Annotated in this window: 28 protein-coding genes; 20 read left to right on the plus strand and 8 right to left on the minus strand. The window is 71.6% G+C overall.

Features of this window, described 5'->3' with window-relative positions:
* Nucleotides 1-4 precede the first annotated feature (4 nt).
* The 3 genes from purN to Q0863_RS08250 are packed head-to-tail and all read left to right on the plus strand — an operon-like array spanning nt 5 to nt 2,254.
* Nucleotides 5-730, plus strand: a complete 726-nt coding sequence (gene purN, locus Q0863_RS08240) for a phosphoribosylglycinamide formyltransferase (RefSeq protein WP_298577149.1) — start codon at nt 5-7, stop codon at nt 728-730.
* 10 nt (nt 731-740) lie between these two features.
* Complete coding sequence (locus Q0863_RS08245) at nt 741-1,526, plus strand: DUF3108 domain-containing protein (protein WP_298577151.1); 786 nt, start codon at nt 741-743, stop codon at nt 1,524-1,526.
* Nucleotides 1,527-1,537: 11 nt separating this feature from the next.
* Nucleotides 1,538-2,254: a DUF3108 domain-containing protein gene (locus Q0863_RS08250; RefSeq protein WP_298577153.1), complete on the plus strand. Its 717-nt coding sequence runs from the start codon at nt 1,538-1,540 to the stop codon at nt 2,252-2,254.
* 49 nt (nt 2,255-2,303) lie between these two features.
* Here the strand turns inward: Q0863_RS08250 and Q0863_RS08255 are convergent, their stop codons facing one another.
* The 3 genes from Q0863_RS08255 to Q0863_RS08265 are packed head-to-tail and all read right to left on the minus strand — an operon-like array spanning nt 2,304 to nt 4,119.
* Nucleotides 2,304-2,621 carry an EF-hand domain-containing protein gene (locus Q0863_RS08255; protein ID WP_298577155.1) on the minus strand — a complete coding sequence of 106 codons (318 nt, stop codon included), beginning with the start codon at nt 2,619-2,621 and terminating at the stop codon, nt 2,304-2,306.
* Nucleotides 2,622-2,623: 2 nt separating this feature from the next.
* Complete coding sequence (murA, locus tag Q0863_RS08260; RefSeq protein WP_298577157.1) at nt 2,624-3,883, minus strand: UDP-N-acetylglucosamine 1-carboxyvinyltransferase; 1,260 nt, start codon at nt 3,881-3,883, stop codon at nt 2,624-2,626.
* Nucleotides 3,883-4,119 (minus strand): BolA/IbaG family iron-sulfur metabolism protein, encoded by a 237-nt coding sequence (locus tag Q0863_RS08265; RefSeq protein ID WP_298577159.1) that lies wholly within the window; start codon nt 4,117-4,119, stop codon nt 3,883-3,885. Before Q0863_RS08265 ends, murA begins: the two co-directional genes overlap by 1 nt.
* A gap of 122 nt (nt 4,120-4,241) precedes the next feature.
* Between Q0863_RS08265 and Q0863_RS08270 the strand changes: the two genes are divergently transcribed.
* From Q0863_RS08270 to Q0863_RS08345, 16 genes are all read left to right on the plus strand, one after another.
* Entirely contained in the window at nt 4,242-5,240 is a 999-nt protein-coding gene (locus Q0863_RS08270) for a KpsF/GutQ family sugar-phosphate isomerase (RefSeq protein ID WP_298577161.1), read from the plus strand.
* Between the two features lie 82 nt (nt 5,241-5,322).
* Nucleotides 5,323-5,868: an HAD hydrolase family protein gene (locus Q0863_RS08275; protein ID WP_298577163.1), complete on the plus strand. Its 546-nt coding sequence runs from the start codon at nt 5,323-5,325 to the stop codon at nt 5,866-5,868.
* Nucleotides 5,865-6,428, plus strand: coding sequence for an LPS export ABC transporter periplasmic protein LptC (gene lptC / locus Q0863_RS08280; RefSeq protein ID WP_298577164.1), 564 nt, complete (start codon nt 5,865-5,867; stop codon nt 6,426-6,428). The genes Q0863_RS08275 and lptC overlap by 4 nt, the downstream gene beginning before the upstream one ends.
* A complete protein-coding gene (gene lptA / locus Q0863_RS08285; protein ID WP_298577166.1) occupies nt 6,409-6,957 on the plus strand; it encodes a lipopolysaccharide transport periplasmic protein LptA in 549 nt (182 codons plus the stop codon). Before lptC ends, lptA begins: the two co-directional genes overlap by 20 nt.
* Nucleotides 6,957-7,676 carry an LPS export ABC transporter ATP-binding protein gene (gene lptB / locus Q0863_RS08290; RefSeq protein ID WP_298577169.1) on the plus strand — a complete coding sequence of 240 codons (720 nt, stop codon included), beginning with the start codon at nt 6,957-6,959 and terminating at the stop codon, nt 7,674-7,676. Before lptA ends, lptB begins: the two co-directional genes overlap by 1 nt.
* 32 nt (nt 7,677-7,708) lie before the next feature.
* Nucleotides 7,709-9,139 carry an RNA polymerase factor sigma-54 gene (locus tag Q0863_RS08295; RefSeq protein WP_298577171.1) on the plus strand — a complete coding sequence of 477 codons (1,431 nt, stop codon included), beginning with the start codon at nt 7,709-7,711 and terminating at the stop codon, nt 9,137-9,139.
* A gap of 127 nt (nt 9,140-9,266) precedes the next feature.
* A complete protein-coding gene (gene raiA / locus Q0863_RS08300; protein WP_298577173.1) occupies nt 9,267-9,593 on the plus strand; it encodes a ribosome-associated translation inhibitor RaiA in 327 nt (108 codons plus the stop codon).
* Nucleotides 9,594-9,611: 18 nt separating this feature from the next.
* Nucleotides 9,612-10,076: a PTS sugar transporter subunit IIA gene (locus tag Q0863_RS08305; protein ID WP_298577175.1), complete on the plus strand. Its 465-nt coding sequence runs from the start codon at nt 9,612-9,614 to the stop codon at nt 10,074-10,076.
* Between the two features lie 8 nt (nt 10,077-10,084).
* Nucleotides 10,085-11,053, plus strand: coding sequence for an HPr(Ser) kinase/phosphatase (gene hprK / locus Q0863_RS08310; RefSeq protein WP_298577177.1), 969 nt, complete (start codon nt 10,085-10,087; stop codon nt 11,051-11,053).
* Nucleotides 11,050-11,958, plus strand: coding sequence for an RNase adapter RapZ (rapZ, locus tag Q0863_RS08315; protein ID WP_298577179.1), 909 nt, complete (start codon nt 11,050-11,052; stop codon nt 11,956-11,958). The genes hprK and rapZ overlap by 4 nt, the downstream gene beginning before the upstream one ends.
* 89 nt (nt 11,959-12,047) lie before the next feature.
* Nucleotides 12,048-12,443, plus strand: coding sequence for a PTS sugar transporter subunit IIA (locus tag Q0863_RS08320; RefSeq protein ID WP_298577180.1), 396 nt, complete (start codon nt 12,048-12,050; stop codon nt 12,441-12,443).
* A gap of 8 nt (nt 12,444-12,451) precedes the next feature.
* A complete protein-coding gene (locus Q0863_RS08325) occupies nt 12,452-12,721 on the plus strand; it encodes an HPr family phosphocarrier protein (RefSeq protein ID WP_298577182.1) in 270 nt (89 codons plus the stop codon).
* 159 nt (nt 12,722-12,880) lie between these two features.
* A complete protein-coding gene (gene ptsP, locus Q0863_RS08330) occupies nt 12,881-14,602 on the plus strand; it encodes a phosphoenolpyruvate--protein phosphotransferase (RefSeq protein ID WP_298577183.1) in 1,722 nt (573 codons plus the stop codon).
* A 278-nt stretch (nt 14,603-14,880) separates the two neighbouring features.
* On the plus strand, nt 14,881-16,242 hold the full coding sequence (gene mgtE / locus Q0863_RS08335; protein ID WP_298577185.1) for a magnesium transporter: 1,362 nt from the start codon (nt 14,881-14,883) through the stop codon (nt 16,240-16,242).
* A 22-nt stretch (nt 16,243-16,264) separates the two neighbouring features.
* The gene (locus Q0863_RS08340) at nt 16,265-17,071 is read left to right on the plus strand and encodes a phospholipase (protein ID WP_298577186.1); all 807 of its coding nucleotides are present in this window, start codon (nt 16,265-16,267) and stop codon (nt 17,069-17,071) included.
* A gap of 73 nt (nt 17,072-17,144) precedes the next feature.
* Nucleotides 17,145-17,630, plus strand: a complete 486-nt coding sequence (locus tag Q0863_RS08345) for a hypothetical protein (RefSeq protein ID WP_298577188.1) — start codon at nt 17,145-17,147, stop codon at nt 17,628-17,630.
* 21 nt (nt 17,631-17,651) lie between these two features.
* Here Q0863_RS08345 and Q0863_RS08350 read toward each other — a convergent pair whose 3' ends face one another.
* The 4 genes from Q0863_RS08350 to Q0863_RS08365 form a co-directional block, all read right to left on the minus strand.
* Complete coding sequence (locus tag Q0863_RS08350) at nt 17,652-18,590, minus strand: aspartate carbamoyltransferase catalytic subunit (protein WP_298577189.1); 939 nt, start codon at nt 18,588-18,590, stop codon at nt 17,652-17,654.
* A gap of 147 nt (nt 18,591-18,737) precedes the next feature.
* Nucleotides 18,738-19,196 (minus strand): Holliday junction resolvase RuvX, encoded by a 459-nt coding sequence (gene ruvX, locus Q0863_RS08355; protein ID WP_298577190.1) that lies wholly within the window; start codon nt 19,194-19,196, stop codon nt 18,738-18,740.
* Nucleotides 19,193-19,759, minus strand: a complete 567-nt coding sequence (locus Q0863_RS08360) for a YqgE/AlgH family protein (protein ID WP_298577192.1) — start codon at nt 19,757-19,759, stop codon at nt 19,193-19,195. Before Q0863_RS08360 ends, ruvX begins: the two co-directional genes overlap by 4 nt.
* A gap of 83 nt (nt 19,760-19,842) precedes the next feature.
* Entirely contained in the window at nt 19,843-20,301 is a 459-nt protein-coding gene (locus Q0863_RS08365; protein ID WP_298577193.1) for a peptidylprolyl isomerase, read from the minus strand.
* Nucleotides 20,302-20,403: 102 nt separating this feature from the next.
* Here Q0863_RS08365 and Q0863_RS08370 point away from each other — a divergent pair, with 102 nt between their 5' ends.
* A complete protein-coding gene (locus Q0863_RS08370) occupies nt 20,404-20,949 on the plus strand; it encodes a DNA-3-methyladenine glycosylase I (RefSeq protein ID WP_298577195.1) in 546 nt (181 codons plus the stop codon).
* 72 nt (nt 20,950-21,021) lie between these two features.
* Here the strand turns inward: Q0863_RS08370 and Q0863_RS08375 are convergent, their stop codons facing one another.
* On the minus strand, nt 21,022-21,648 hold the full coding sequence (locus Q0863_RS08375) for a superoxide dismutase (protein ID WP_298577196.1): 627 nt from the start codon (nt 21,646-21,648) through the stop codon (nt 21,022-21,024).
* Nucleotides 21,649-21,751 lie beyond the last annotated feature (103 nt).

The raw sequence follows: 21,751 nt of genomic DNA on the forward strand, positions 1-21,751 counted from the left end.
CGGGATGGGGACGCGGACACGCGAAGGCGGCCGGCCGGCCGTGCCCGCCGGCGCGCCCGCGGATGCGGCAACCCGGGCGCCGCTGCGGCTGGCGGTACTGGTGTCCGGCCGCGGCAGCAACCTGCAGGCGATCCTCGAGGCGATCGCGCGTGGCGCGCTGCACGCCGTGGTCGTGGGCGTGTTCTCCGACCGCGCCTCCGCGCCGGCGCTGCAGCGCGCGCGCGAGGCGGGAATACCGGCACAGGCGCTGTCGCCCCGCGACTTCGCCTCGCGCGCGGCGTTCGATGCCGCGCTGTTCGCGGCCGTCGACGCGACACAACCGGACCTGGTGGTCTGCGCCGGCTACATGCGCCTGATCGACGCCAGCGCGATCGCGCCGCGCACCGGCCGCATCATCAACATCCATCCTTCGCTGCTGCCGGCGTTCAAGGGCCTGCACACCCACCGCCAGGCGCTGGCGGCGGGCGTTGCAGAGCACGGTGCGAGCGTGCACTTCGTGACCGCCGAGCTCGACGGCGGCCCGGTGATCGCCCAGGCGCGCGTGCCGGTGCTGCCCGGCGACGACGAGGAAACGCTCAGCGCCCGGGTGCTGGCGCGCGAGCATCCGCTGCTGGTCGCGACCCTGCGGCTGTTCGCCGGAGGCGCGGTGGCACTGCGTGAAGATGGCGTCCAGATCGGCGATGAACGGGCCGTTCCGCTTCAGCTGTCGTGCAATAACGCCTTTGCATGATGACGGGCCAATGCGCCTGACCCCTTTCATTGCCGCCTTTGCCGCCACCGCCGCGCTCTGCGTCGCGGTACACGGAACCGTGCGCGCCGCAACGGACCCGGCACCCGCCACAGTGCCTGGGACCGCGACTGCCAGCCACGTGCTGCAGCCGTTCGTGGCCAGCTACGAAGCCTGGTACGGCGGCGAACCCGCCGGCACCGCCACCATGCGCCTGACGCACGACGATGCCGCGCAGCGCTGGAGGATCGACCTCGGCATCCGCGGCAACCGCGGCTTTGCCGGCGTGCTCGGACTCAACATCGAGCAGAGCACCGTCTTCGACGAAGCCAACGGCATCTACCGCCCGCTGTCGCAGAGCACGGTGCGCAAGGCGGCCGTGCTGTTCAACCGCAGGATCACCGGCACCTACGATTGGCACAGCCAGACCGCGCGCTGGACCGGCGACATCAAGCAGGAGCGGCGCGAGCCGGTTCCGATCCGCTACGGCGACATGAGCGGGCTGCTGATCAACCTCGCGGTGATCCGCGATGCCGAACCCGGCCGCGCGCTGTCCTACCGCTTCGTCGACGGCGGCCGGGTGCGCGACTACGAATACCGCGTCGCCGGACAGACCGAACCGGTCAGCGTCGCCGAACTGAGCTACGAGGCGATGCGGGTGGAACGCACCAACGGCGGCAACGACGAGACCATCTTCTGGATCGCGGACGGCGTGCCGACGCCGGTACGCATCCTCCAGCGTGAAGACGGCGAGGACGCCGTCGACCTGCGCCTGATCGAATACCAGGGAATGCAATGACCATGAAGACCATGACGACGCTCCGACGCCCCCTCCAGGCCGCCGCGGCCTGTGCCGTCCTGCTGGCCGCGTTCGGCGCACCGGCATCCGCCTCGGCGCTGGAGCCGTTCACCGCCGACTACAACGCCAACTACATGGGCATGCAGGCCGCCGGCCGCATGACCCTGGCGCCCGCCGGCGACGACCGCTGGAATTACAGCCTGGAGGTCAGCGGCGCGGGGGCGCGGCTCGCACAGAGCACCGTGTTCGAGGCCGAGGGCGACCAGTGGCGCCCGCTCTCGGGCAACGACTCGCAGGGCGGCGAATCGGGCCTGGCGGCGATGCTGGTGAAGAAGCGTTCGATCAACGCCACCTACGACTGGGACAGCGGCCGCGCCACCTGGGACGGCGACGTCAAGGAGGACCGGCGCGGACCGGTGAAGCTGCAGCCCGGCGACGTCGACGGCATGCTGCTCAACCTCGCCCTGGTGCGCGACTTCAAGGCCGGCAAGGAGCTGAGCTACCGGCTGGTGGAGGACGGTCGCGTGCGCCGCCGCGTGTTCGAGCCGGCAGGCACCGAACAGGTCACCGTCGGCGGCAAGCAGCACAAGGCGACCAAGGTCGCGTGGAAGGACGACGACCGCAGCATCACCGCCTGGATCGTCGACGGCCTGCCGGTCCCGGCCCGCATCCTGCAGCAGCGCGACGGCCGCGACCATATCGACCTGCAGCTGAAATCCGTCCGCTGACGGCAGGCGCGCGTCGCCCGCAACGCGCTGCAACGACGCGGGCCGCGCGCTAGCGTCCCGCGTCCGGACTTGCTGCGAACTCGACGCGGCACTCCACCCGGAACGGCGCGCCGCGCTCGCGCAGGCGCGTGTAGTGGCGGCAGGTACGCGCGCCTTCGCGTGTTTCGCTGACGGCCACGACGGTGTAGCCCTGCACGATCTCGTCGCGGGTCGCCACGCCGTCGTCGTTCCAGTCCATCTGCCGCGGCTCGGTGCCGTTGAAGCCGGCGACGCCCATCAGGCGCAGGACCAGCATCGCCGCGAACAGCAGCAGCATCGCCGCCAGCAGCAGCTTGCGACGTGGGGAAAAGCGGGCGCGTGCGGCCATGCTCAGGAAACCCGGCGGATGCGCGCACCCAGTCCCGACAGCTTGCGCTCGATGTACTCGTAGCCGCGGTCGAGGTGGTAGATGCGGTCGATCGTGGTGTCGCCCTCGGCCACCAGGCCGGCGAGGATCAGGCTGGCCGAGGCGCGCAGGTCGGTCGCCATCACCGGCGCACCGCTCAGCCGCGGCACGCCCGTCACCGTGGCGCGGTTGCCTTCGATATGGATGTCCGCACCCAGGCGCATCAGCTCGTTGACGTGCATGAAGCGGTTCTCGAAGATCCGCTCGTCGATCGTGCCGGTGCCTTCGGCCACGCAGTCCAGCGCCATGAACTGCGCCTGCATGTCGGTGGGAAAGCCCGGGTGCGGCTCGGTGACGATGTCCACCGCACGCGGCCGGCGCCCGCGCATGTCGACCGTGACGCGGTCGCCTTCCACGGTCACTTCCGCGCCCGCCTCGCCCAGCTTGTGCAGCACCGCGCCCAGCGTGTCGGCGCGCGCACGGGTGGCGGTGACGCGGCCGCCGGTGATCGCGCCGGCGACGAGGAAGGTGCCGGTCTCGATCCGGTCGGCGATCACCTCGTGGCGCGCGCCGTGCAGCCGGTCGACGCCGCGCACGGTGATGCGCGAGGTCCCCGCGCCCTCGATGCGCGCGCCCATCGCCACCAGGCAGGCGGCCAGGTCCACGATCTCCGGTTCGCACGCGGCGTTGTCGATGGTGGTGGTGCCGTCGGCGAGGGTCGCGGCCATCAGCACGTTCTCGGTGGCGCCGACGCTGACCATCTCGAAGTCGACGTGGCCGCCGCGCAACCGCCCCGCGCGCGCCTTGATGAAGCCGTGCTCGACCACGATCTCGGCGCCCAGCGCCTCCAGCGCCTTGATGTGCAGGTCCACCGGGCGCGAGCCGATCGCGCAGCCGCCGGGCAGCGACACCTCGGCCGCGCCGTGGCGCGCCAGCAGCGGACCCAGCACCAGCACCGAGGCGCGCATGGTGCGCACCAGTTCGTAGGGCGCGAGGTGGCTGTCGACGGTGGACGGGTCGACCCGCACGATGCCCGCGGCGATGTCGTGGCCGATGCCCGCACCCAGCCCGCCGAGCAGGCGCGCGGTGGTGCGCACGTCGTGCAGGTGCGGGACGTTGGCGATCTCGACCGGTTCGTCGGCCAGCAGGGTCGCGCACAGGATCGGCAGGACGGCGTTCTTGGCCCCGGAGATGCGGACCTCGCCGTCGAGGGCGACCCCGCCGGAGACGATGATCTTGTCCATCAGGCGCGTTCGGCCTCGGCCGGGGTCAGGGTGCGGAGCGCCAGCGCATGGATCTCGCCGCCCATGCGCTCGCCCAGGGTGGCGTAGACCATGCGGTGGCGGGCCAGCGGCAGCTTGCCGGCGAAGGCCTCGGACACGACAACCGCCTCGAAGTGCACGCCGTCGTCGCCGGAGACGTCGACGCGGGCACCGGGCAGCCCCTGCTGGATCAGATCGCGGATGAAATCGGGGTTCACTGGGGGATTCCTGCTGAAGCGCGCATGAGCCGGACAGCCGCGCCAGCGGGGCGACGGACCTTTCACGCCGGCGAGCGCCTAAAATGAACGGCTTAGGTTATCGGAAAGACCGGCCACCGGATATGGCAACGCCCTTTGCATCGACGCCCCCAGCCATCGATTTCGCCGCCTCCGGCCGCCGCGTGTTCGCAGTCGAGGCACGCGGACTGGAGGCGGTGGCCGCGCGCGTCGACGGCGCCTTCTCCCGCGCCTGCGCGCTGGTCCTGGCCGCCTCGGGGCGGGTGGTCTGCACCGGCATGGGCAAGTCCGGGCACGTGGCGCGCAAGATCGCCGCGACCCTGGCCTCGACCGGCACCCCGGCTTTCTACATGCATCCGGGCGAGGCCGGCCACGGCGACCTGGGCATGGTCACCGACGCCGACATCGTGCTGGCGGTGTCGTACTCGGGCGAATCCGACGAGATCCTGATGCTGCTCCCGGCGCTCAAGCGCCAGGGCAACCGGCTGCTGGCGATGACCGGCCGGCCCGGCTCCACCCTCGCCACGGCCGCCGACGTGCACCTGGACGTGAGCGTGCCGGAGGAGGCCTGCCCGCTGCACCTGGCGCCGACCACCAGCACCACCGCGACCATGGCGATGGGCGACGCGCTGGCCGTGGCCCTGCTCGAGGCGCGCGGCTTCACCGCCGACGACTTCGCGCGCTCGCATCCGGCCGGCGCCCTGGGCCGCCGCCTGCTCCTGCACATCGGCGATGTCATGCACACCGGCGACGCCGTGCCGCGCGTGCCCGGCGAAGCCTCGCTGGGCGACGCACTGCTGGAGATGAGCCGCAAGCGCCTGGGCGTGACCGCGGTGGTCGATGCCGACGGCGTGCTGCTGGGCCTGTACACCGATGGCGATCTGCGCCGCACTCTCGGCGACCGCAGCGTCGACGTGCACGCCACGCCGATCGCCGAAGTGATGACCCGCGACCCGGTCACCATCGACAGCGAGGCGCTCGCGGTCGAGGCCGCGCGCCTGATGGAGACGCGCAAGATCAACGCCCTGCTGGTGCTCGACGCGCAGCGGCGCGTGGTCGGTGCGCTCAACGTGCACGACCTGCTGCGGGCGCGCGTGGTGTGATCGTGGTACTTCGCGGTTCGCGGCCGGTACAGGCCGCAACCGGTTTCCTGTCCTGGCTCCATCCCGACAACCGAGGTTAGACGTGCCGCACCACCGCCCCGAATACCCCGCCGGACTCGTCGAACGCGCCGCCCGGATCCGGCTGGCCTGCTTCGACGTGGACGGCACGCTGACCGACGGGCGGCTGTGGTTCGACGAGGACGGGCGCGAATCCAAGGCGTTCAACGTGCTCGACGGCCAGGGGCTGGTCCAGCTGCGCAAGGCCGGCGTCACCGTGGCCTTCATCACCGCCCGCAACAGTCTGGTGGCGGCCAACCGCGCCCGCGAGCTGGGCGCCGAGCCGCACGTGGACGTCAACGACAAGGTCGCCTGCGTCGAGGAGATCCGCACCCGGCTGGGCCTAGCGCGCGAGGAAGTGGCGTTCATGGGCGACGACCTGCCCGACCTGACCGTGCTGCGTATCGCCGGCTTCGCCGTGGCCCCGGCCAGCGTGCACCACTGGATCCGCGACCAGGTGCACTGGGTCACGCCCTCGCGCGGCGGCGAAGGCGCCGCGCGCGAACTGTGCGACCTGATCCTGCATGCGCAGGGCCGCGTCGCGGCGCTGCTCGAGGACCGCGAGGGATGAACTGGCGGCTCTGGATCATCCTGGCCCTGCTCGCCGGCGCGCTGCTCAGCGGCTGGTTCGCCTGGCGCGGCGACGACGCGGACGCGCCGGCCGAGGGCGGCGAGGGCCTGCGCTCGGACTACATCCTGCGCGACTTCGAGGTCGTCACCCTGGACAGCACCGGCCAGGAATCGTTCTCGCTGCGGGCGCCGGAACTGCACCAGACCCCCGGCGCGCGCACGCTGGAACTGGCCACCCCGCTGTTCCTGATGCCAGACCAGCACGGCAGCCGCTGGGAAGTCCGGGCCAGGACCGGCTGGGTCAACGAGAAGAGCACCCTGGTCCAGCTGCGCGGCGACGTCGTCGCCGACAGCCCGATGGGCGCCAGCCGGCCCACCGTGCTCCGCACCGAGCAGCTCGACGTGCATCCGGAAGAGAACCGGGCCACGTCCGAGGCTGTCGTGACCATCACCACCCCCGGCACTACAATGCGCGGTACCGGGATGGAGGCCGATCTGGCCAGCAAGCGCATCCAGCTCCTGTCCAAGGTGAGCCTCAACAATGACCCCACACGCCGCTAAGCTGGTCCTTGGCCTGATTGCCGTCGCCTGCGCCGGCGCCGCCCTGGGCAAGTCCTCCGACCGCCAGCAGACCATGCAGGTGCAGGCCAACCGCAGCGACTGCACCGTCACCGACTCCGGCCCCTGCGTACTGACCGGCGCGGTCCATATCGTCCAGGGTTCGCTGGTGATCGACGCCGCGCGCGCCGACCTGCGCCAGGCCGACGGCGAGATCCGCGCCGCCAAGCTGACCGGCTCGCCGGTCCGGCTCAAGCAGGCCATGGACAACGGCGGCACCATGAACGCCACCGCCGCCCAGGTCGACTACGACCTGCAGCAGGACACGGTGGTGTTCACCGGCGGCGCCTCGGTGCAGCAGCCCGGCCGCGGCAGCATCGCCGGCGAGCGCATCGTCTACAACATGCGCACCGGCCAGGTGCAGGGCGGCGGCGGCAGCGAGGGCGGGCGCGTGACCCTGCAGTTCGAGCCGCGCAACCGCACCCCGGCCCGCGGGACGCCGGCCCCGGACAGCGACGGGAACGACGACTGATGCTGGTCGCCGAAGGACTGCGCAAGCGCTACAAGCAGCGCGAGGTCGTACGCGACTTCGGCCTGACCCTGGACGCCGGCGAGGTGGTCGGACTGCTCGGCCCCAACGGCGCCGGCAAGACCACCTGCTTCTACATGATCGTGGGCCTGGTCCCGGCCGACGAAGGCCGGATCGTGCTCGACGGGCGCGACATCACCGCCGAGCCCATGCACCTGCGCGCCCGCCGCGGCGTCGGCTACCTGCCGCAGGAACCCTCGGTGTTCCGCAAGCTCAGCGTGGCCGACAACATCATGCTGGTGCTGGAGCTGCGCGAGGACCTCGACCGCGCCGGCCGCCGCAGCGAGCTCGAGAAGCTGCTCGACGAACTGCAGATCACCCACGTCGCCGACCAGATCGGCGCCAGCCTGTCGGGCGGCGAGCGCCGGCGCGTCGAGATCGCGCGCGCGCTGGCGGCGCGCCCGCGCCTGATCCTGCTCGACGAACCCTTCGCCGGCGTCGACCCGATCTCGGTCGGCGAGATCCAGCGCATCGTCGAGCATCTCAAGCACCGCGGCATCGGCGTGCTGATCACCGACCACAACGTGCGCGAGACCTTGGGCATTTGCGACCGGGCGTATATCCTCAACGAAGGGGGTGTGCTCGCGCAGGGGGCTCCGGACATGCTCCTCGCCAATCCAGACGTGCGCCGGGTCTACCTCGGGGAATCCTTCCGCCTGTAGCCGCGCATGTCGTCCCCGGGGATCCACGGACGATGAAGCCGCGCCTCCAGACATCGCTGGGCCAACACCTGGTCCTGACGCCACAGCTGCGCCAGGCGCTGCACCTGCTGCAGCTGCCGGTGATCGAGCTGGAGGCGGAGATCGCCGCGGCGGTGGAAAGCAATCCGCTGCTGGACTGGGCCGAGGATGCCCCGGCCGCGGCCACCGACGACAAGGAAGACGCCCCCGAACCCGTCGCGCCCGAAGCCCCCGCGGACAGCCGCGAGTGGGAGGCGGCCAGCGACTGGCCCGACAGCGGCGGCTTCGAGTACACCGCCGGCAGCGGCCGCGGCGGCGAGGACGACGAGGGCGACGCGGCCAGCCGCATGGCCCAGTCCGAAACCCTGCACGACCACCTCGCCTGGCAGCTCCACCTGAGCCATCTGTCGCCGCGCGACCTGCAGATCGGCGCGGCCCTGATCGACGCGATCGAGGACGACGGCTACCTGCGCGCGCCGTTCAGCGAGATCGCCGCGGCCCTGCATCCGGACCCCGCGCCGGGCGACGACGAGATCCTGGCGGTGCTGCGCCAGATCCAGCGCTTCGATCCGGTCGGCGTGGGCGCGCGCGACCTGGCCGAATGCCTGGCCATCCAGCTCGACACCGTGGCCGCGGATACGCCGGGCCGCGAGCTGGCCGTGCGCATCGCCGCGGAACTGATCGACCGCCTGCCCCGCCTGGGCGTGCCCGGGGTCTGCGAACAGCTCGGCTGCAGCACCGCGGAGGCCGAGACCGCGCTGGCGCTGCTGCGCTCGCTCGATCCGCGCCCCGGCTCGCAGATCGGCGACGTGCCCTCGGACAACTACGTGGTCCCGGACTGCGTGATCGTGCGCCGCAACGGCGTGTGGCTGGCGATGCTGGCCAACGGCTCGCTGCCGCGGCTGACCATCCACCAGGCCTACCAGCGCATGATCCAGCACGCCAGCGGCGAAGACGCCGGCTACCTGCGCGGGCGGCTGCAGGAGGCGCGCTGGCTGCTCAAGAACCTCGAGGCGCGCGGCGAGACCCTGCTCAAGGTCGTGCGCTGCCTGATCCGGGAGCAGTCGGGTTTCCTGGAGTTCGGCGCCCGCGCGCTGCGGCCGCTGACCCTGCGCGCGGTCGCCGCCGAGATCGGCATGCACGAATCGACCGTGTCGCGCGCGGTGGCGCGCAAGTACGTGCACACCCCGCGCGGCACCATCGCGCTGCGCGACTTCTTCGCTTCGGGGATCGAGACCGGCGGCGGCGGCGAGGCCTCGAGCGTGGCCATCCAGCAGATGATCCGCGGCCTGATCGAGGCCGAGGATCCGCGCAAGCCGCTGTCGGACGCGCGCCTGGCCGAATCGCTCAAGGCGTCCGGGGTGCCGGTGGCGCGCCGCACCGTGGCCAAGTATCGCGAGGCCATGCACATCGGCGCCTCGCACGAGCGTATCCGGATCAATTGAAGCGCGTTCCCGGCACCGTGTCCATGATCCGGCGCAGTGCCGGGCGCCCGGCACTGCGTTAACCTGTCTTCAACCCGCAGCAACCCGCTTTGGGCGATGCTGGGGTCCCCAGAACAGGAGGCAGCCGATGCAGATCCAGACCTACGGCCACGACGTCGAAGTGACCCCGGCCCTGCGCGAGTACGTGGAAACCAAGCTCGAGCGGCTCGGACGCCACGTGGAGCGCCCGTTCGAGGTGCGCGTGCAGCTCTGCATGGACAAGCCCCACCACAAGGCCGAGGCCAACCTCACCCTGGCCGGCAAGGCCCTGCACGCCGACGCCAGCGCGGTGGACATGTACGCCGCGATCGACCTGCTCGCCGACAAGCTCGACCGCCTGCTGCTCAAGCACCACAAGAAGCAGACCGACCACCACCGCGGCGAGAACGCCGCGCGCGACGGCAGTTTCGGCTGACCGCGGGCCCCGACGGACATGCCCTGGACCGACCTGCTCGACGCGGGGCGCATCGTGGTGCTGGATGATCCCGGCACCCGTGCGCAGGTGCTCGACCACGCCGCGCGCCTGCTTTCCGGCGGATCGCCGGCGCAGGCGCGCGCGCTGTCCGATGCGCTGCAGCAGCGCGAGCGGCTGGCCAGCACCGCGATCGGCCACGGCGTGGCGATCCCGCACGCGCGCAACCAGGGGCTGGAGGCGCGCGGCGCGTTCCTGCGCCTGGGCCGGCCGGTCGATTTCGACGCGCGCGACGGCGCGCCGGTCGACCTGGTGTTCGCAATGACCGCCAGCGACGATCGTCCCGAACTGCACCTGGAACACCTGGCCGGCGTGGCCGCGCGCCTGTCCGACCCCGAATTCCGCGACCGCCTGCGCGGCGTCCGTGGCGTGGCCCAGCTGCGCAGGCTGCTGCTGCCGCCCGCGGTCGCGGCCAACGCCGCCTGAATCGCGACGTGAACCAGAGCCTCACCGCCGCCGAACTGTTCGCCCAGCAGCACGAACGCCTGGGCATGCGCTGGCTGGCCGGGCAGCAGGGCCAGTCGCGGGTGCTCGAGTCGGTGGAGACCAACGCGCGCCGGCCGTCGCTGGCCGGCTATCTCAACATCATCTATCCCAACAAGGTCCAGATCCTCGGCACCGAGGAGCTGGCCTGGCTGGACGGCCTCGACTCGCGGCTGCGCTGGGAGACGATCGAACGGGTGATGCAGTACCGCCCTCTCGCGCTGGTGATCAGCAAGAACCAGCCCTGTCCGGAAGACCTGCGCGAGGCGGCGGAGGAATCGCAGACGCCGCTGTGGCTGTCGCCGCGGCGCGGCCACGAACTGCTCAACCATCTCCAGTACCACATGGCGCGTTCGCTGGCGCCGCGGGTCACCCTGCACGGGGTGTTCATGGAGGTCTATTCGATCGGCGTGCTGATCACCGGCGAATCGGGATCGGGCAAGAGCGAACTCGCGCTGGAGCTGATCTCGCGCGGCCATCGGCTGGTCGCCGACGATGCGCCCGAATTCACCCAGATCGCGCCGGACGTGCTCGACGGCACCTGCCCGGAACTGCTGCAGGACCTACTGGAGCTGCGCGGGCTGGGCGTGCTCAACATCCGCCAGATGTTCGGCGACACCGCGGTGAAGCGGAACAAGTACCTGCGCCTGATCGTGCACCTGAGCCGGCCCAACGCCGAGCCGCAGGTGCACGAGGACGGCATGGTGCGCCTGACCGGCGACCTGGGCCTGCGCCGCGTGCTCGACCTGGACGTGCCGATGATCACCCTGCCGGTGATGCCCGGCCGCAACCTCGCGGTGCTGACCGAGGCCGCGACGCGCACGCACATCCTGCGCGCCAAGGGCATCGACCCGGCCGCCGCCTTCCTTGCGCGGCACTCGCATTTCCTGGAAAGCGGCGAAGAGCCGGCCGTGCCATGACCAACATCGACCCGTCCGCGATGCAGGGCGACCCGCCGGCGCGAACCAGCGCCTCGCTGCTGATCGTCACCGGGATGTCCGGCGGGGGCAAGTCGGTCGCGCTCAAGACCCTGGAGGACCTGGGCTTCTACTGCGTGGACAACCTGCCGGCCGAACTGCTGCCCGAGTTCGTGCGCGCCGCCGCGCATCCCGAGCGCGCCGAGCAGAAGCTCGCGGTGGGCATCGACATGCGCAACCGCGGCGACCTGGGCAACCTGCCCGAGTGGCTGTCGGCGGTCGGCGCCATGGGACTCGAGCCGCAGCTGGTGTTCTTCGACGCCGCCGACCCGGCCCTGCTGCGCCGCTACTCCGAAACTCGCCGCCGGCATCCACTCACCCACCTGGGACTGGCGCTGGCCGACGCGATCTCGCTCGAGCGCCAGGCGCTCAAGCCGCTGCGGTCGCTGGCCGACCTGGTGGTCGATACCAGCGAGCTCAACGTCCACCAGCTGCGCCATCGGGTGATCACCGAACTGGGGCTCAGCCAGGACTCGTCGCTGTCGCTGCTGTTCGAGTCCTTCGCCTACCGGCGCGGCCTGCCGGCCGATGCCGATTTCGTGTTCGACGCGCGCAGCCTGCCCAACCCGCACTGGGAACCGCGGCTCAAGCCGCTGTCGGGGCGCGACCAGGAAGTGCGCGACTACTTCCTCGCCCAGCCCCAGGTCGGCGAATACCTGGCGCACGTGGCCGGGTTCCTCGACACGTGGCTGCCGCGGATGCAGTCCAACACGCGCAGCTACGTCACCGTGGCCGTCGGCTGCAGCGGCGGTCGCCATCGCTCGGTCTACCTGGCCGAGGCGCTGGCCGCGCATGCGCGCGACGGCGGCTGGACCGATGTCGCCACCTTCCACCGGGAACTCGACTGAGCAGCGCGCGCCGCGGAAGCGGCTCCCGTACGCGGCGTGGCGCCGCGCGGCGCTATCGCGCGGTCATCGCCGTCTGCTAAGTTGGCGCGATGGCCGTCGGCATCCTTCTCCTTACCCATTCGGGCATCGGCAGCGCGCTGGTTGCCGCTGTCGAGGCCATGCTGCGCGGCAACCTGCCGCTGCGGCTGGCCGCGTTCGAGGTGCCCTTCGACGCCGATCCCGACGCCTTGCTGCCGCAGGCGAGCGCGGCCATGCGACGCGTGGACGGCGGCGACGGCGTGCTGATCCTGAGCGACCTCTATGGCGCCAGCCCGAGCAATCTCGCAGCGCAGCTGTCCAGACTGGGGACACCGTCACGCCGCGTTTCCGCGCTGAGCTTGCCGATGCTGTTGCGGGTGATGAATTATGCTGAACTTCCCCTGGAGGAACTCCCCGCCGTCGCTGCCGCAGGCGCGCGCAACGGGGTGATCCTCGACGACGCCTGAGGCCGACGATGATCGAACGCGAACTGCTCATCGCCAACAAGCTCGGCCTGCATGCGCGCGCCACCGCCAAGCTGGTGCAGGTGCTGTCGGGCTACCGCAGCAACGCCACGCTCACCGCCAAGGGCCGCGAGGTCAATGCCAAGAGCATCATGGGCGTGATGCTGCTTGCCGCCGGCTACGGCACGAAGGTGGTGCTGCGGCTCGACGGCGAGGACGAGGACGCTGCGGCAGAGGCCGCGGCGGCGCTGTTCGAACGGAAATTCGACGAGGCCGGATGACGACCGCCCGGTCGCGCCGCGACGGGCGTGGCCTGGCGCAACGAGGAGCGGTATGCGCGGTGCGGTCCGACCCATGACGCTGCAGGCGGCGCGCAGCCGCGGCCACGGCGCGCCCGCGCCCAGCGGCGCGCGTACGCGCCTTCGCGCCGGCGGCGGCTGATGCGCCAGGTCCTGACCGGGCATGGGGCGTCCAGGGGCAGCGCGCTCGGCCGTGCACGGGTACGCCTGCCGCATGCGCTGGAGGTGGCCGAGGAACACATCGCGCCTTCGGCGGTGCCGGCCGAGCTGCGTCGCCTGCACACCGCCATCGACGCGGTGCGGGTGGAGATGCGCAACATGCGCGATCGCCTGCACGGCGCGCTCGCGCACGAGGTCGGCGAGTTCCTGGACCTGCACAGCCTGCTGCTCGACGATCCGGAACTTCTGCAGGGCCTGGACGACCTGGTGGCCAAGGGCCTGTACGCCGCCGACTACGCCCTGCGCCTGCAGCGCGACCGGCTGGCGGCGGTGTTCGAGGCCATGGACGACGCCTATTTCCGCAGCCGCGTGGAGGATATCGACCACGTCATCGGCCGCGTGCACGCGATGCTGCACAAGCGCGACGCCGACCTCAAGGGCGTCGCCGGCGAGATCCTGGTCGCCGATTCCGTCGCCCCCGCCGAGCTGAGCCAGCTGCAGTCGCAGGGCGTCCTGGCGGTGGTCACCGCCGGCGGCAGCGCGCTCGCGCACAGCGCGATCCTGGCGCGCAGCCTGCACCTGCCGCTGGTGGTGGGCGTGCCGCAGGCCCTGCAGCAGGTCAACGACGGCGACGTGCTGCTGGTGGACGGCAGCAGCGGCACGATCATCATCGAGCCCAAGGCGCCGGACCTGCGCGAATACCGCACGCGCCTGCGCGACGAAAAGCGCGAGCGCAAGCAGCTGCACCGGCTGCGGCGCGAGCCCTCGCGCACGCTCGACGGGGTCGACATCCGGCTGTGGGCCAACGCCGAATCGCGCGAGGACGTGACCGGCGCCCATGCGCTGGGCGCGGCCGGCGTGGGGCTGTACCGCACCGAGTTCCTGTTCCTGCAGCGCAGCGAACTGCCCGACGAGAACGAACAGTTCCGCGCCTACCGCGACGTGGCGCTGGCCATGACCGGCCGCACCGTGACCATCCGCACCATGGACATCGGCGCCGACAAGGCCGACCGCACCGGGCTGGCGCTGGCCGACGAGCCGAACCCGGCGCTGGGCCTGCGCGGCGTGCGCCTGTCGCTGGCGCGCACCCCGGTGTTCGAGACCCAGCTGCGCGCGATCCTGCGCGCCTCCGGCTACGGGCCGGTGCGGATCCTGGTGCCGATGGTCAGCGGCCGCGAGGAGATGCTGGCGGTGGCCGGCACGATCCGGCGCGTGTCGCGCGACCTGCGCGAGGAAGGCCACGAGGTGGCCGAGCACGTGCCGCTGGGCGCGATGATCGAAGTGCCGGCCGCGGCGATCGCGCTGTCGTGCTTCATCGACACGGTCGACTTCGTCTCGATCGGCACCAACGACCTGACCCAGTACCTGCTCGCCGCCGATCGCGGCAACGACGCCCTCGGCGACCTCTATTCGCCGCTGCATCCGGCGGTGCTCAAGCTGCTGCATGGCGTGATCCGCACCGCGCGCGCGCGCGGAAAGCCGGTGGCGGTGTGCGGCGAGATGGCCGGCGATCCCGCGCTCACGCCGCTGCTGCTCGCGCTGGGGCTGGAGGAGTTCAGCCTGCATCCGGCGACCCTGCTGGAGGTGCGCCGCGCGATCCGCGCGCAGGAGCTTGCCGCGCTGCGCGCGTCGGCGCCGACGCTGCTGCGCTGCCGCGACCGCGATGCGATCGAGCGCTGGCTGGCGAAGGTACCGGCGGCCTGAGCCAGGCAAGGCGGGGACGCCGCCCTGCGCGTGGTCCATGCGCAACGCCAACCCGGTGATCGCAGCCGCGATGCCGGCACGCGCCGCATGCCCGGCCGCTAGCCGGCGCGGCGCCGGACCGGATCGGCCGGCGTCGCGCGCCGTGGCGGGACATGACCATCGCGTCGCGCAACGCAGGGTGTGCAGTCCGCGGCGCGCGGGCGATAATGCGCGCATGAACGCCTGATCGGCCGCGTCTTCCGGCGCGGCAACGCCCTCGCACCACGGAGCCGCCGCGCATGGCAGAAGCCGTCCGCCACGACAAGACCGCGCGCCAGCTGCGACTGCTCTCGGACGCGCTCGACAGCGGCCGCCTCGGTCCCGTGCGGCGCATGGTCAACACCCTGGCGCCGGCCGAGATCGGCAACCTGCTCGAATCGCTGCCGCCCGACAAGCGCATGGTGGTCTGGGGCCTGGTCGATCCCGGCGACGACGGCGAGGTGCTGGTGCACGTCGGCGACGAGGTGCGCGAGAGCCTGATCGCGGACATGGACCAGGACGAACTGGTCGCCGCGGTCGAGGACCTCGACATCGACGACCTCGCCGACCTGGTCGAGGACCTGCCCGGCGCGGTGATCGACCAGCTGCTGCGCTCGATGGACCGCGACAACCGCGAGCGCCTGGAGCAGGTGCTGTCGTATCCGGAGGACACCGCGGGCCGCCTGATGAACCCGGACGTGGTGACGGTGCGCGCCGACACCACGGTCGACGTGGTGCTGCGCTTCCTGCGCCTGCGCGGCGAACTGCCCGACCACACCGACCACCTGTACGTGGTCAACCGCCGCCACCAGCTGATCGGCTGGGTGGCGCTGCAGGACCTGGTCACCCGCGACCCGGGCACGCCGATCAACCAGCTGATCGACGACGAACTCGAGTCGCTGCACGTGGACGCCTCGGCCGAGCAGGTCGCGCGCCAGTTCTCCGACAACGACTGGGTGTCCGCGCCCGTGGTGGACGACGGCAACGTGCTGCTGGGCCGCATCACCGTCGACGACGTGGTCGACATCATCCGCGAGCAGGCCGAGCACCAGGCGCTGGGCGCGGCCGGCCTGGACGAGGACGAGGACCTGTTCTCGCCGATCCGGCGCGCGGTGCGCGGGCGCGTGGTGTGGCTGGGCATCAACCTGCTTACCGCGTTCCTGGCCGCGGCGGTGATCGGCCAGTTCGACGCGACCATCGAGCAGATCGTGGCGCTGGCGGTGCTGATGCCGATCGTCGCCGGCATCGGCGGCAACGCCGCCGTGCAGGTGCTGACCCTGATGGTGCGCGGCATCGCGCTGGGCCAGGTCGGCCAGAGCAACGCCACCATCCTGCTGTGGAAGGAGCTGCGGGTGGCCCTGATCAACGGCCTGCTGATCGGCGCCCTGGTCGGCACGGTGGCCTTGCTGTGGTTCGGTTCGTGGCCGCTGTCGCTGGTGATCGCCGCGGCGCTGGTGATCAACTTCTGCTCGGCCGCCCTGGCCGGCGTGCTGCTGCCGCTGCTGCTCAAGCGCATGCGCGTGGACCCGGCCGTGGCGGGCACGGTGGTGGTGACCGCGGTCACCGACGTGATGGGCTTCTTCAGCTTCCTCGGCCTGGCGACGGTTATCCTCCTGCACTGATCGCGATGACGGGAGGACGGCCATGCGCCTGCGCAACCTCGGGGCGGCCCTGCTGATGGCCACGCTGCTGGCTGCCTGCGCCAGTGGCGCGCAGCGCGATGCGCCCGGCAGGTTCGTCGAGCGCGAGCTGTCGGTCGAGGGCGCCGTGCATCGCTATCAGGTGTTCGTTCCCTCGCGCGACGCCACGCGCGACAAGCCGCCCGTGATCGTGTTCCTGCACGGCTCGGGCGAGCGCGGCGACGACAACCGCAGCCAGCTCGCGGTCGGCCTCGGTCCGCACGTGCGCGCGCATGCCGGCGATTTCCCCGCCATCGTGGTGTTCCCGCAGGCGCCGGCCGACAGCGAATGGAACCAGCTCGGCGAGGTGGTGTTCGCCCAGCTCGACGCGGCCACGCGCGAGTTCGGCGGCGATCCGGATCGCACCTATCTCACCGGCCTGTCGATGGGCGGCTACGGCGTGTGGGAGCTCGCGCTGCGCCAGGGCTACCGCTTCGCCGCCCTGGTCCCGGTCTGCGGCGGACTGCTGCATCCGCGGCGGCCGTCGATGGCGGTGACCGGCCTGGTGGACGAAGCCGATCCCTATGCCGCGGCAGCGGCCCGACTTCGCACCACGCCGGTCTGGATGTTCCATGGCGCACAGGATGCCTCGGTACCGGTCGACTACTCCCGCCGGCTGCACGCCGCGTTCGTGGCTGCCGATGCACGCGACGCACGCTACACCGAGTTTCCCGAAGCCGACCACAACAGCTGGGATCCGGCCTATGCGATGCCGGAACTGTGGGACTGGCTGTTCGCGCAACGCCAGGTCGACGCCTTTCGCCAGCGCTGAAGCCTGCGGGCGGTGAAGCCCGGTTCACCCATGGCCGGGGAGGATGCAGGCTGCGTCCGGTAAAGGAGACCCGATGATGCGAAACCCCATGTGGATGAGCGGCGCCGTGCTGGCGGCAGGCCTGGCGCTTGCGGTTCCGGCCGCCCGCGCCGGCGAGGCCGACACGGCGTTCTACCAGCGTGCGCAGGTCGCCAATTTCTCGGCGCGCGGCACCCGGTTCCCCGCCGCCGACTATGAAGCGCTGCAGCTGTGGGCGGACGCGGGCGGCGCCAGGCGCGCGCGCTATGCCTGGGGGCCGGATGCGAAGGAGCTAACGCTGCAGGTGCTGGGGCGCAGCGCGGGCGGCGACGGTTTCGCCCTCGGGTTCCCCAATGGCCTCGTGCTCGATGCCATCCCGCAGGGCGAAGCGCTGCGCTTGCGCGACCGCAACGGGACCTATGACAAGGTCTTCGAATGGAAGTACGAAGGCCCGGTCGAAGGCCGCGGCACGGCCTGCACGGCCTGCGTCGACGAGGCCGAGGCGGTGGGTTTCGTCCGCCGGCACTTCATCGAACGCTAGACGGCCCCACCCGGGCACCGGTCACCGCGGGCCGAGCAATGCCTCGAGCACGGCCATGCGCACCGCCACGCCATTGGCGACCTGGCGCAGGATCAGCGACTGCGGCCCGTCGGCCACCGCGTCGCTGATTTCCACGCCGCGATTGAGCGGTCCGGGATGCAGCACCACCGCATCGGCCGCGGCGCGGCGCAGGCGCGCCGGGGTCAGTCCGTAGTCGCGGTGGTAGTCGTCGAGCGAATCGACCAGGCCCTCTTCCATGCGTTCGCGCTGCAGGCGCAGCATCATCACCGCGTCCACGCCTTCGAGCGCCGCATCGAAATCCTGCGTGACCTCGCAGCCGGCCAGGGTGTCGTCGCCGGGCAGCAGCGCCGCCGGCCCGCAGACCCGGATCGATCCCGCGCCGAGGGTACGCAGCGCGTGCAGGTCGGAGCGGGCGACCCGCGAATGCTTCACGTCGCCGACGATCAGGAAGCGTCGCGCGCCGAACTCCTCGCCCAGCGCCTGGCGCAGCGTCAGCATGTCGAGCAGGCCCTGGGTGGGATGCGCGCTGCGGCCATCGCCGGCATTGACCAGCGCGGTGCCGGGGCCGGCCACCGAGGCCAGTTCCGCGACCGCGCCGTCGCCCGAGTGGCGCACGACGAATCCGCGCACGCCCATCGCCTCGATGTTCTGCAGCGTGTCGCGCGCGGTCTCGCCCTTGGTGGTGGACGAGGTGGCGGCATCGAAGCCGAGCACGTCCGCGCCCAGCCGCTGCGCGGCGCGCTGGAAGCTCAGGCGGGTGCGCGTGGACGGTTCGAAGAACAGGGTGCAGATGGCGGTCCCGGCCAGGGCCTGGCGGGCGTCCTCGCCATCGGCGTAGCGCTGCGCGCGCCCGAGCAGGGCGAGCAGCGCCTGCCGCGGCAGGCCCTCCAGGGTGAGCAGGTGGACGAGGCGGCCTTCGGCGTCGATCTGTGCGGTCATGCCGCCATTGTCCCGCAATCGCGGCCGCGAGTTGGGGGCGGAACCGGGGTCAGAGTCACTTTCCCCTGTGTCTCTCTCCGGTCTTGCTGACTTTGGGGGGAAAGTGACTCTGACCCCTGCCCCCACCCCCGGCGCCGCAGCTCCCGTCTACAGCTCGGTGGCGTCGCCCGGCGCGGCGAACCAGCGCTCGACGATCACCGCGGCGGCCACGGCGTCCAGCGCCGCCGCGTCGCGCCGGCGGCGGCGGCCGGCGGAGCGGTCCACGGCGAAGCGCTGGGCGGCCTCGATCGAGCTGGCGCGTTCGTCCACCATCACCACCGGCAGCCCGTAGCGCGCCTTGAGTTCGGTGGCGAAGGCGCGGGCGCGCACGCGGATCGGCTGGTCGCCGCCGTCGAGCGTCATCGGGTCGCCGACCACGAAGCCATCCGGACGCCACTCCCTGTGCACCCGGTCCACCGCGGCCCAGTCGACCTGGCCGCCGTGCACGTCGATCACCGCCAGCGCGCGCGCACCGTGGCCGAAGGCGCTGCCGATCGCCACGCCGATGCGGCGTGCCCCCACGTCGAAGCCGAGCACCGTGCCGTCGGCGCGGATCGCGCCGCTCATGCGTGGCCCACGTGCCCCGCCATGCGCATCAGGTCCACGCCGATCTGGCCGGCGGCGGCCTGCCAGCGCTGGTCCAGCGGCAGGGTGAACAGGATTCCCGGATCCGCCGGCGCGGTCAGCCAGCTGTTCTCGGCCAGCTCCTGCTCGAGCTGGCCCGCGCCCCAGCCGGCGCAGCCGAGCGCGACCATGGCGTGCGCCGGCCCTTCGCCGCGGGCGATCGCCTCGAGGATGTCGCGCGAGGTCGTGACCGACAGGCCTTCGGCCACGCCCAGGGTCGAATCCCAGCCCCGTTCGCCATCGTGCAGGACGAAGCCGCGTTCGGGATGCACCGGGCCGCCGGCCAGCACGCGCTGCTCCAGCAGCGCCTGGTCCTCGGTCTCGATGTGCATCTGCCGCAGCACTTCGCCCAGGGTGTAGTCCGAGGCGCGGTTGACCACCACCCCCATCGCACCGTCGGGATCGTGCTGGCAGATCAGCGTGACGCTGCGCGCGAAGTGCGGATCGTCCAGCGTGGGCAGCGCGATCAGCAGCTGGTTCGCGAACGTGGAGGGCGGCGTGGACATGCCCGCATTCTAGGCCGATCGCCGTGACGATGCCCTTTGGGACGGCGGCCTGGCCGCGGCGATCGCCGCGCCGCCCGCGCCGTTCAGCCCAGTCCGAACTGCTGCTCGTGCGGCGTCGCCAGGCGCACGTCGACCACCTCCACCCGCGCCTCGACCGTGCGTCCGGCCAGCGGGTGGTTGCCATCGACCGTGACGTTGTCGCCGTCGATCGCGACCACGGTCACCTCCAGCGGCCCTTTCGCGGTCTGCGCCGACAGCTTCGCGCCCACCCGCACCTCGCCTCCGGCCTGCAGCCGCGCGCGTGGCAGGGTCTGCAGCAGCGCTTCGTGACGCGGGCCGAAGCCGGCGTCGGGGGCGATGGTGACGCTGAATGCATCGCCGGCCGAGCGCCCCGCCAGGGCCTGTTCCAGGCCCGGCATGATGCTGCCGGTACCGTGCATGTAGACCAGCGGGGCATGCCCGTGGGTGGAGGTGATCGGCTGGCCCTGCTCGTCGTGCAGGCTGAAGTGCACGGTGGCGATGCGACGGTCGGCGATGTCCATGGCGCCCTTCCTGGGGAGATGCCCCATGGTGGCGCGGGGCCACCGCCGCCGGCAACCCGGGGCCAGCGCCAGGCCCGTCCCGGCCGGCGCTATGCTGCGGCCATGTCCAGCTATTGCGATGTCGCGCCCGGCCATCCGGTCCACGGCCCCTACCACGACGGCGAGTACGGCTTTCCGCAGCGCGGTGAGGCGGCGCTGTTCGAGCGCCTGCTGCTGGAGATCAACCAGGCCGGGCTGAGCTGGGAGACCATCCTGAAGAAGCGCGAGGGGTTCCGCCGCGCCTACCACGGCTTCGATGTCGATACGGTCGCCGGCTACGGCGAGGCCGACGTGGCGCGCCTGCTGGCCGACCCGGGCATCATCCGCAACCGCCTCAAGGTGGCCGCCGCGATCCACAACGCCGGGGTGGTGCGCGCGATGCGCGCCTCGCATGGCGGGTTCGCGGCCTGGCTGGATGCGCACGTGCACGAGGCCGACGGCCATCCGCGCGACAAGGCCGCGTGGGTGAAGCTGTTCAAGCGCACCTTCCGCTTCACCGGCGGCGAGATCACCGGCGAGTTCCTGATGAGCCTGGGCTACCTGCCCGGCGCGCACCGCGCCGACTGCCCGGTCGTGGCCGAGATCGCGCGCGTGCGCGGCGACGGCTGAGCCGGCGACGCGGTGCCGGACACGGACCGGGCCGCTTGCGCGGCCCGGCTGGTGCCAGCTGCGGCGTGGCGATCAGCCCTTCAGCGCTTCCTGGTAGCGACGCTCGACCTCGTTCCAGTCGATGACGTTGTAGAACGCGCCGATGTACTCGGGACGGCGGTTCTGGTACTTCAGGTAATAGGCGTGCTCCCACACGTCCAGGCCCAGGACCGGGGTATTGCCCGAGCCGATACCCTTCATGAGCGGGCTGTCCTGGTTGGCGCTGCTCTCGATCGAGAGCTTGCCGGCCTTGTCGGTCGACAGCCATGCCCAGCCCGAGCCGAAGCGCGTCAGCGCGGCCTTGGTGAACGCTTCCTTGAACGCTTCGAAGCCGCCCAGGTCGCTGTCGATGCGCTTGGCCACTTCGCCCACCGGGTTGCCGCCGCCCTTGGGCGACATCACCGTCCAGAACAGCGAATGGTTGGCGTGGCCACCGGCGTTGTTGCGCAGCGGCGTGCGCTTGTCTTCCGGCAGTGCGTCGAGGTTGGCGATGAGCTCCTCGGCCGACTTGTCGGCCCACTCGGTGCCTTCCAGCGCCGCGTTGGCGTTGTTGATGTAGGTCTGGTGATGCTTGGTGTGATGGATTTCCATCGTCTGCGCGTCGATATGCGGTTCGAGCGCGTCGTAGGCATACGGCAGCTTGGGGAGGGTAAAGGCCACGGCGATCTCCATTCGGGTCGGGGGTCGGTCATTGTGCCGTGGCGGGGGTAAAAACTCGATGACCCGCGCCGGCACGCTGCTTTCCGTCGCAACCATGCCACCG

Source organism: uncultured Luteimonas sp., assembly GCF_947492465.1.
Classification (GTDB): Bacteria; Pseudomonadota; Gammaproteobacteria; order Xanthomonadales; family Xanthomonadaceae; genus Luteimonas.

Excerpts from the sequence above, each read along its gene's own strand:
- lptB (WP_298577169.1), top strand. The coding sequence starts at position 6,957 with ATGCTGGTCGCCGAAGGACTGCGCAAGCGCTACAAGCAGCGCGAGGTC.
- lptC (WP_298577164.1), top strand. The coding sequence starts at position 5,865 with ATGAACTGGCGGCTCTGGATCATCCTGGCCCTGCTCGCCGGCGCGCTG.
- Q0863_RS08360 (WP_298577192.1), bottom strand. The coding sequence starts at position 19,759 with ATGTCCACGCCGCCCTCCACGTTCGCGAACCAGCTGCTGATCGCGCTG.
- ruvX (WP_298577190.1), bottom strand. The coding sequence starts at position 19,196 with ATGAGCGGCGCGATCCGCGCCGACGGCACGGTGCTCGGCTTCGACGTG.
- Q0863_RS08250 (WP_298577153.1), top strand. The coding sequence starts at position 1,538 with ATGACGACGCTCCGACGCCCCCTCCAGGCCGCCGCGGCCTGTGCCGTC.
- murA (WP_298577157.1), bottom strand. The coding sequence starts at position 3,883 with ATGGACAAGATCATCGTCTCCGGCGGGGTCGCCCTCGACGGCGAGGTC.
- Q0863_RS08270 (WP_298577161.1), top strand. The coding sequence starts at position 4,242 with ATGGCAACGCCCTTTGCATCGACGCCCCCAGCCATCGATTTCGCCGCC.
- Q0863_RS08295 (WP_298577171.1), top strand. The coding sequence starts at position 7,709 with ATGAAGCCGCGCCTCCAGACATCGCTGGGCCAACACCTGGTCCTGACG.
- Q0863_RS08305 (WP_298577175.1), top strand. The coding sequence starts at position 9,612 with ATGCCCTGGACCGACCTGCTCGACGCGGGGCGCATCGTGGTGCTGGAT.
- lptA (WP_298577166.1), top strand. The coding sequence starts at position 6,409 with ATGACCCCACACGCCGCTAAGCTGGTCCTTGGCCTGATTGCCGTCGCC.
- raiA (WP_298577173.1), top strand. The coding sequence starts at position 9,267 with ATGCAGATCCAGACCTACGGCCACGACGTCGAAGTGACCCCGGCCCTG.
- Q0863_RS08320 (WP_298577180.1), top strand. The coding sequence starts at position 12,048 with ATGGCCGTCGGCATCCTTCTCCTTACCCATTCGGGCATCGGCAGCGCG.
- Q0863_RS08245 (WP_298577151.1), top strand. The coding sequence starts at position 741 with ATGCGCCTGACCCCTTTCATTGCCGCCTTTGCCGCCACCGCCGCGCTC.
- ptsP (WP_298577183.1), top strand. The coding sequence starts at position 12,881 with ATGCGCCAGGTCCTGACCGGGCATGGGGCGTCCAGGGGCAGCGCGCTC.
- Q0863_RS08255 (WP_298577155.1), bottom strand. The coding sequence starts at position 2,621 with ATGGCCGCACGCGCCCGCTTTTCCCCACGTCGCAAGCTGCTGCTGGCG.
- Q0863_RS08325 (WP_298577182.1), top strand. The coding sequence starts at position 12,452 with ATGATCGAACGCGAACTGCTCATCGCCAACAAGCTCGGCCTGCATGCG.
- Q0863_RS08370 (WP_298577195.1), top strand. The coding sequence starts at position 20,404 with ATGTCCAGCTATTGCGATGTCGCGCCCGGCCATCCGGTCCACGGCCCC.
- Q0863_RS08350 (WP_298577189.1), bottom strand. The coding sequence starts at position 18,590 with ATGACCGCACAGATCGACGCCGAAGGCCGCCTCGTCCACCTGCTCACC.
- rapZ (WP_298577179.1), top strand. The coding sequence starts at position 11,050 with ATGACCAACATCGACCCGTCCGCGATGCAGGGCGACCCGCCGGCGCGA.
- Q0863_RS08345 (WP_298577188.1), top strand. The coding sequence starts at position 17,145 with ATGATGCGAAACCCCATGTGGATGAGCGGCGCCGTGCTGGCGGCAGGC.
- Q0863_RS08340 (WP_298577186.1), top strand. The coding sequence starts at position 16,265 with ATGCGCCTGCGCAACCTCGGGGCGGCCCTGCTGATGGCCACGCTGCTG.
- Q0863_RS08365 (WP_298577193.1), bottom strand. The coding sequence starts at position 20,301 with ATGGACATCGCCGACCGTCGCATCGCCACCGTGCACTTCAGCCTGCAC.
- mgtE (WP_298577185.1), top strand. The coding sequence starts at position 14,881 with ATGGCAGAAGCCGTCCGCCACGACAAGACCGCGCGCCAGCTGCGACTG.
- purN (WP_298577149.1), top strand. The coding sequence starts at position 5 with ATGGGGACGCGGACACGCGAAGGCGGCCGGCCGGCCGTGCCCGCCGGC.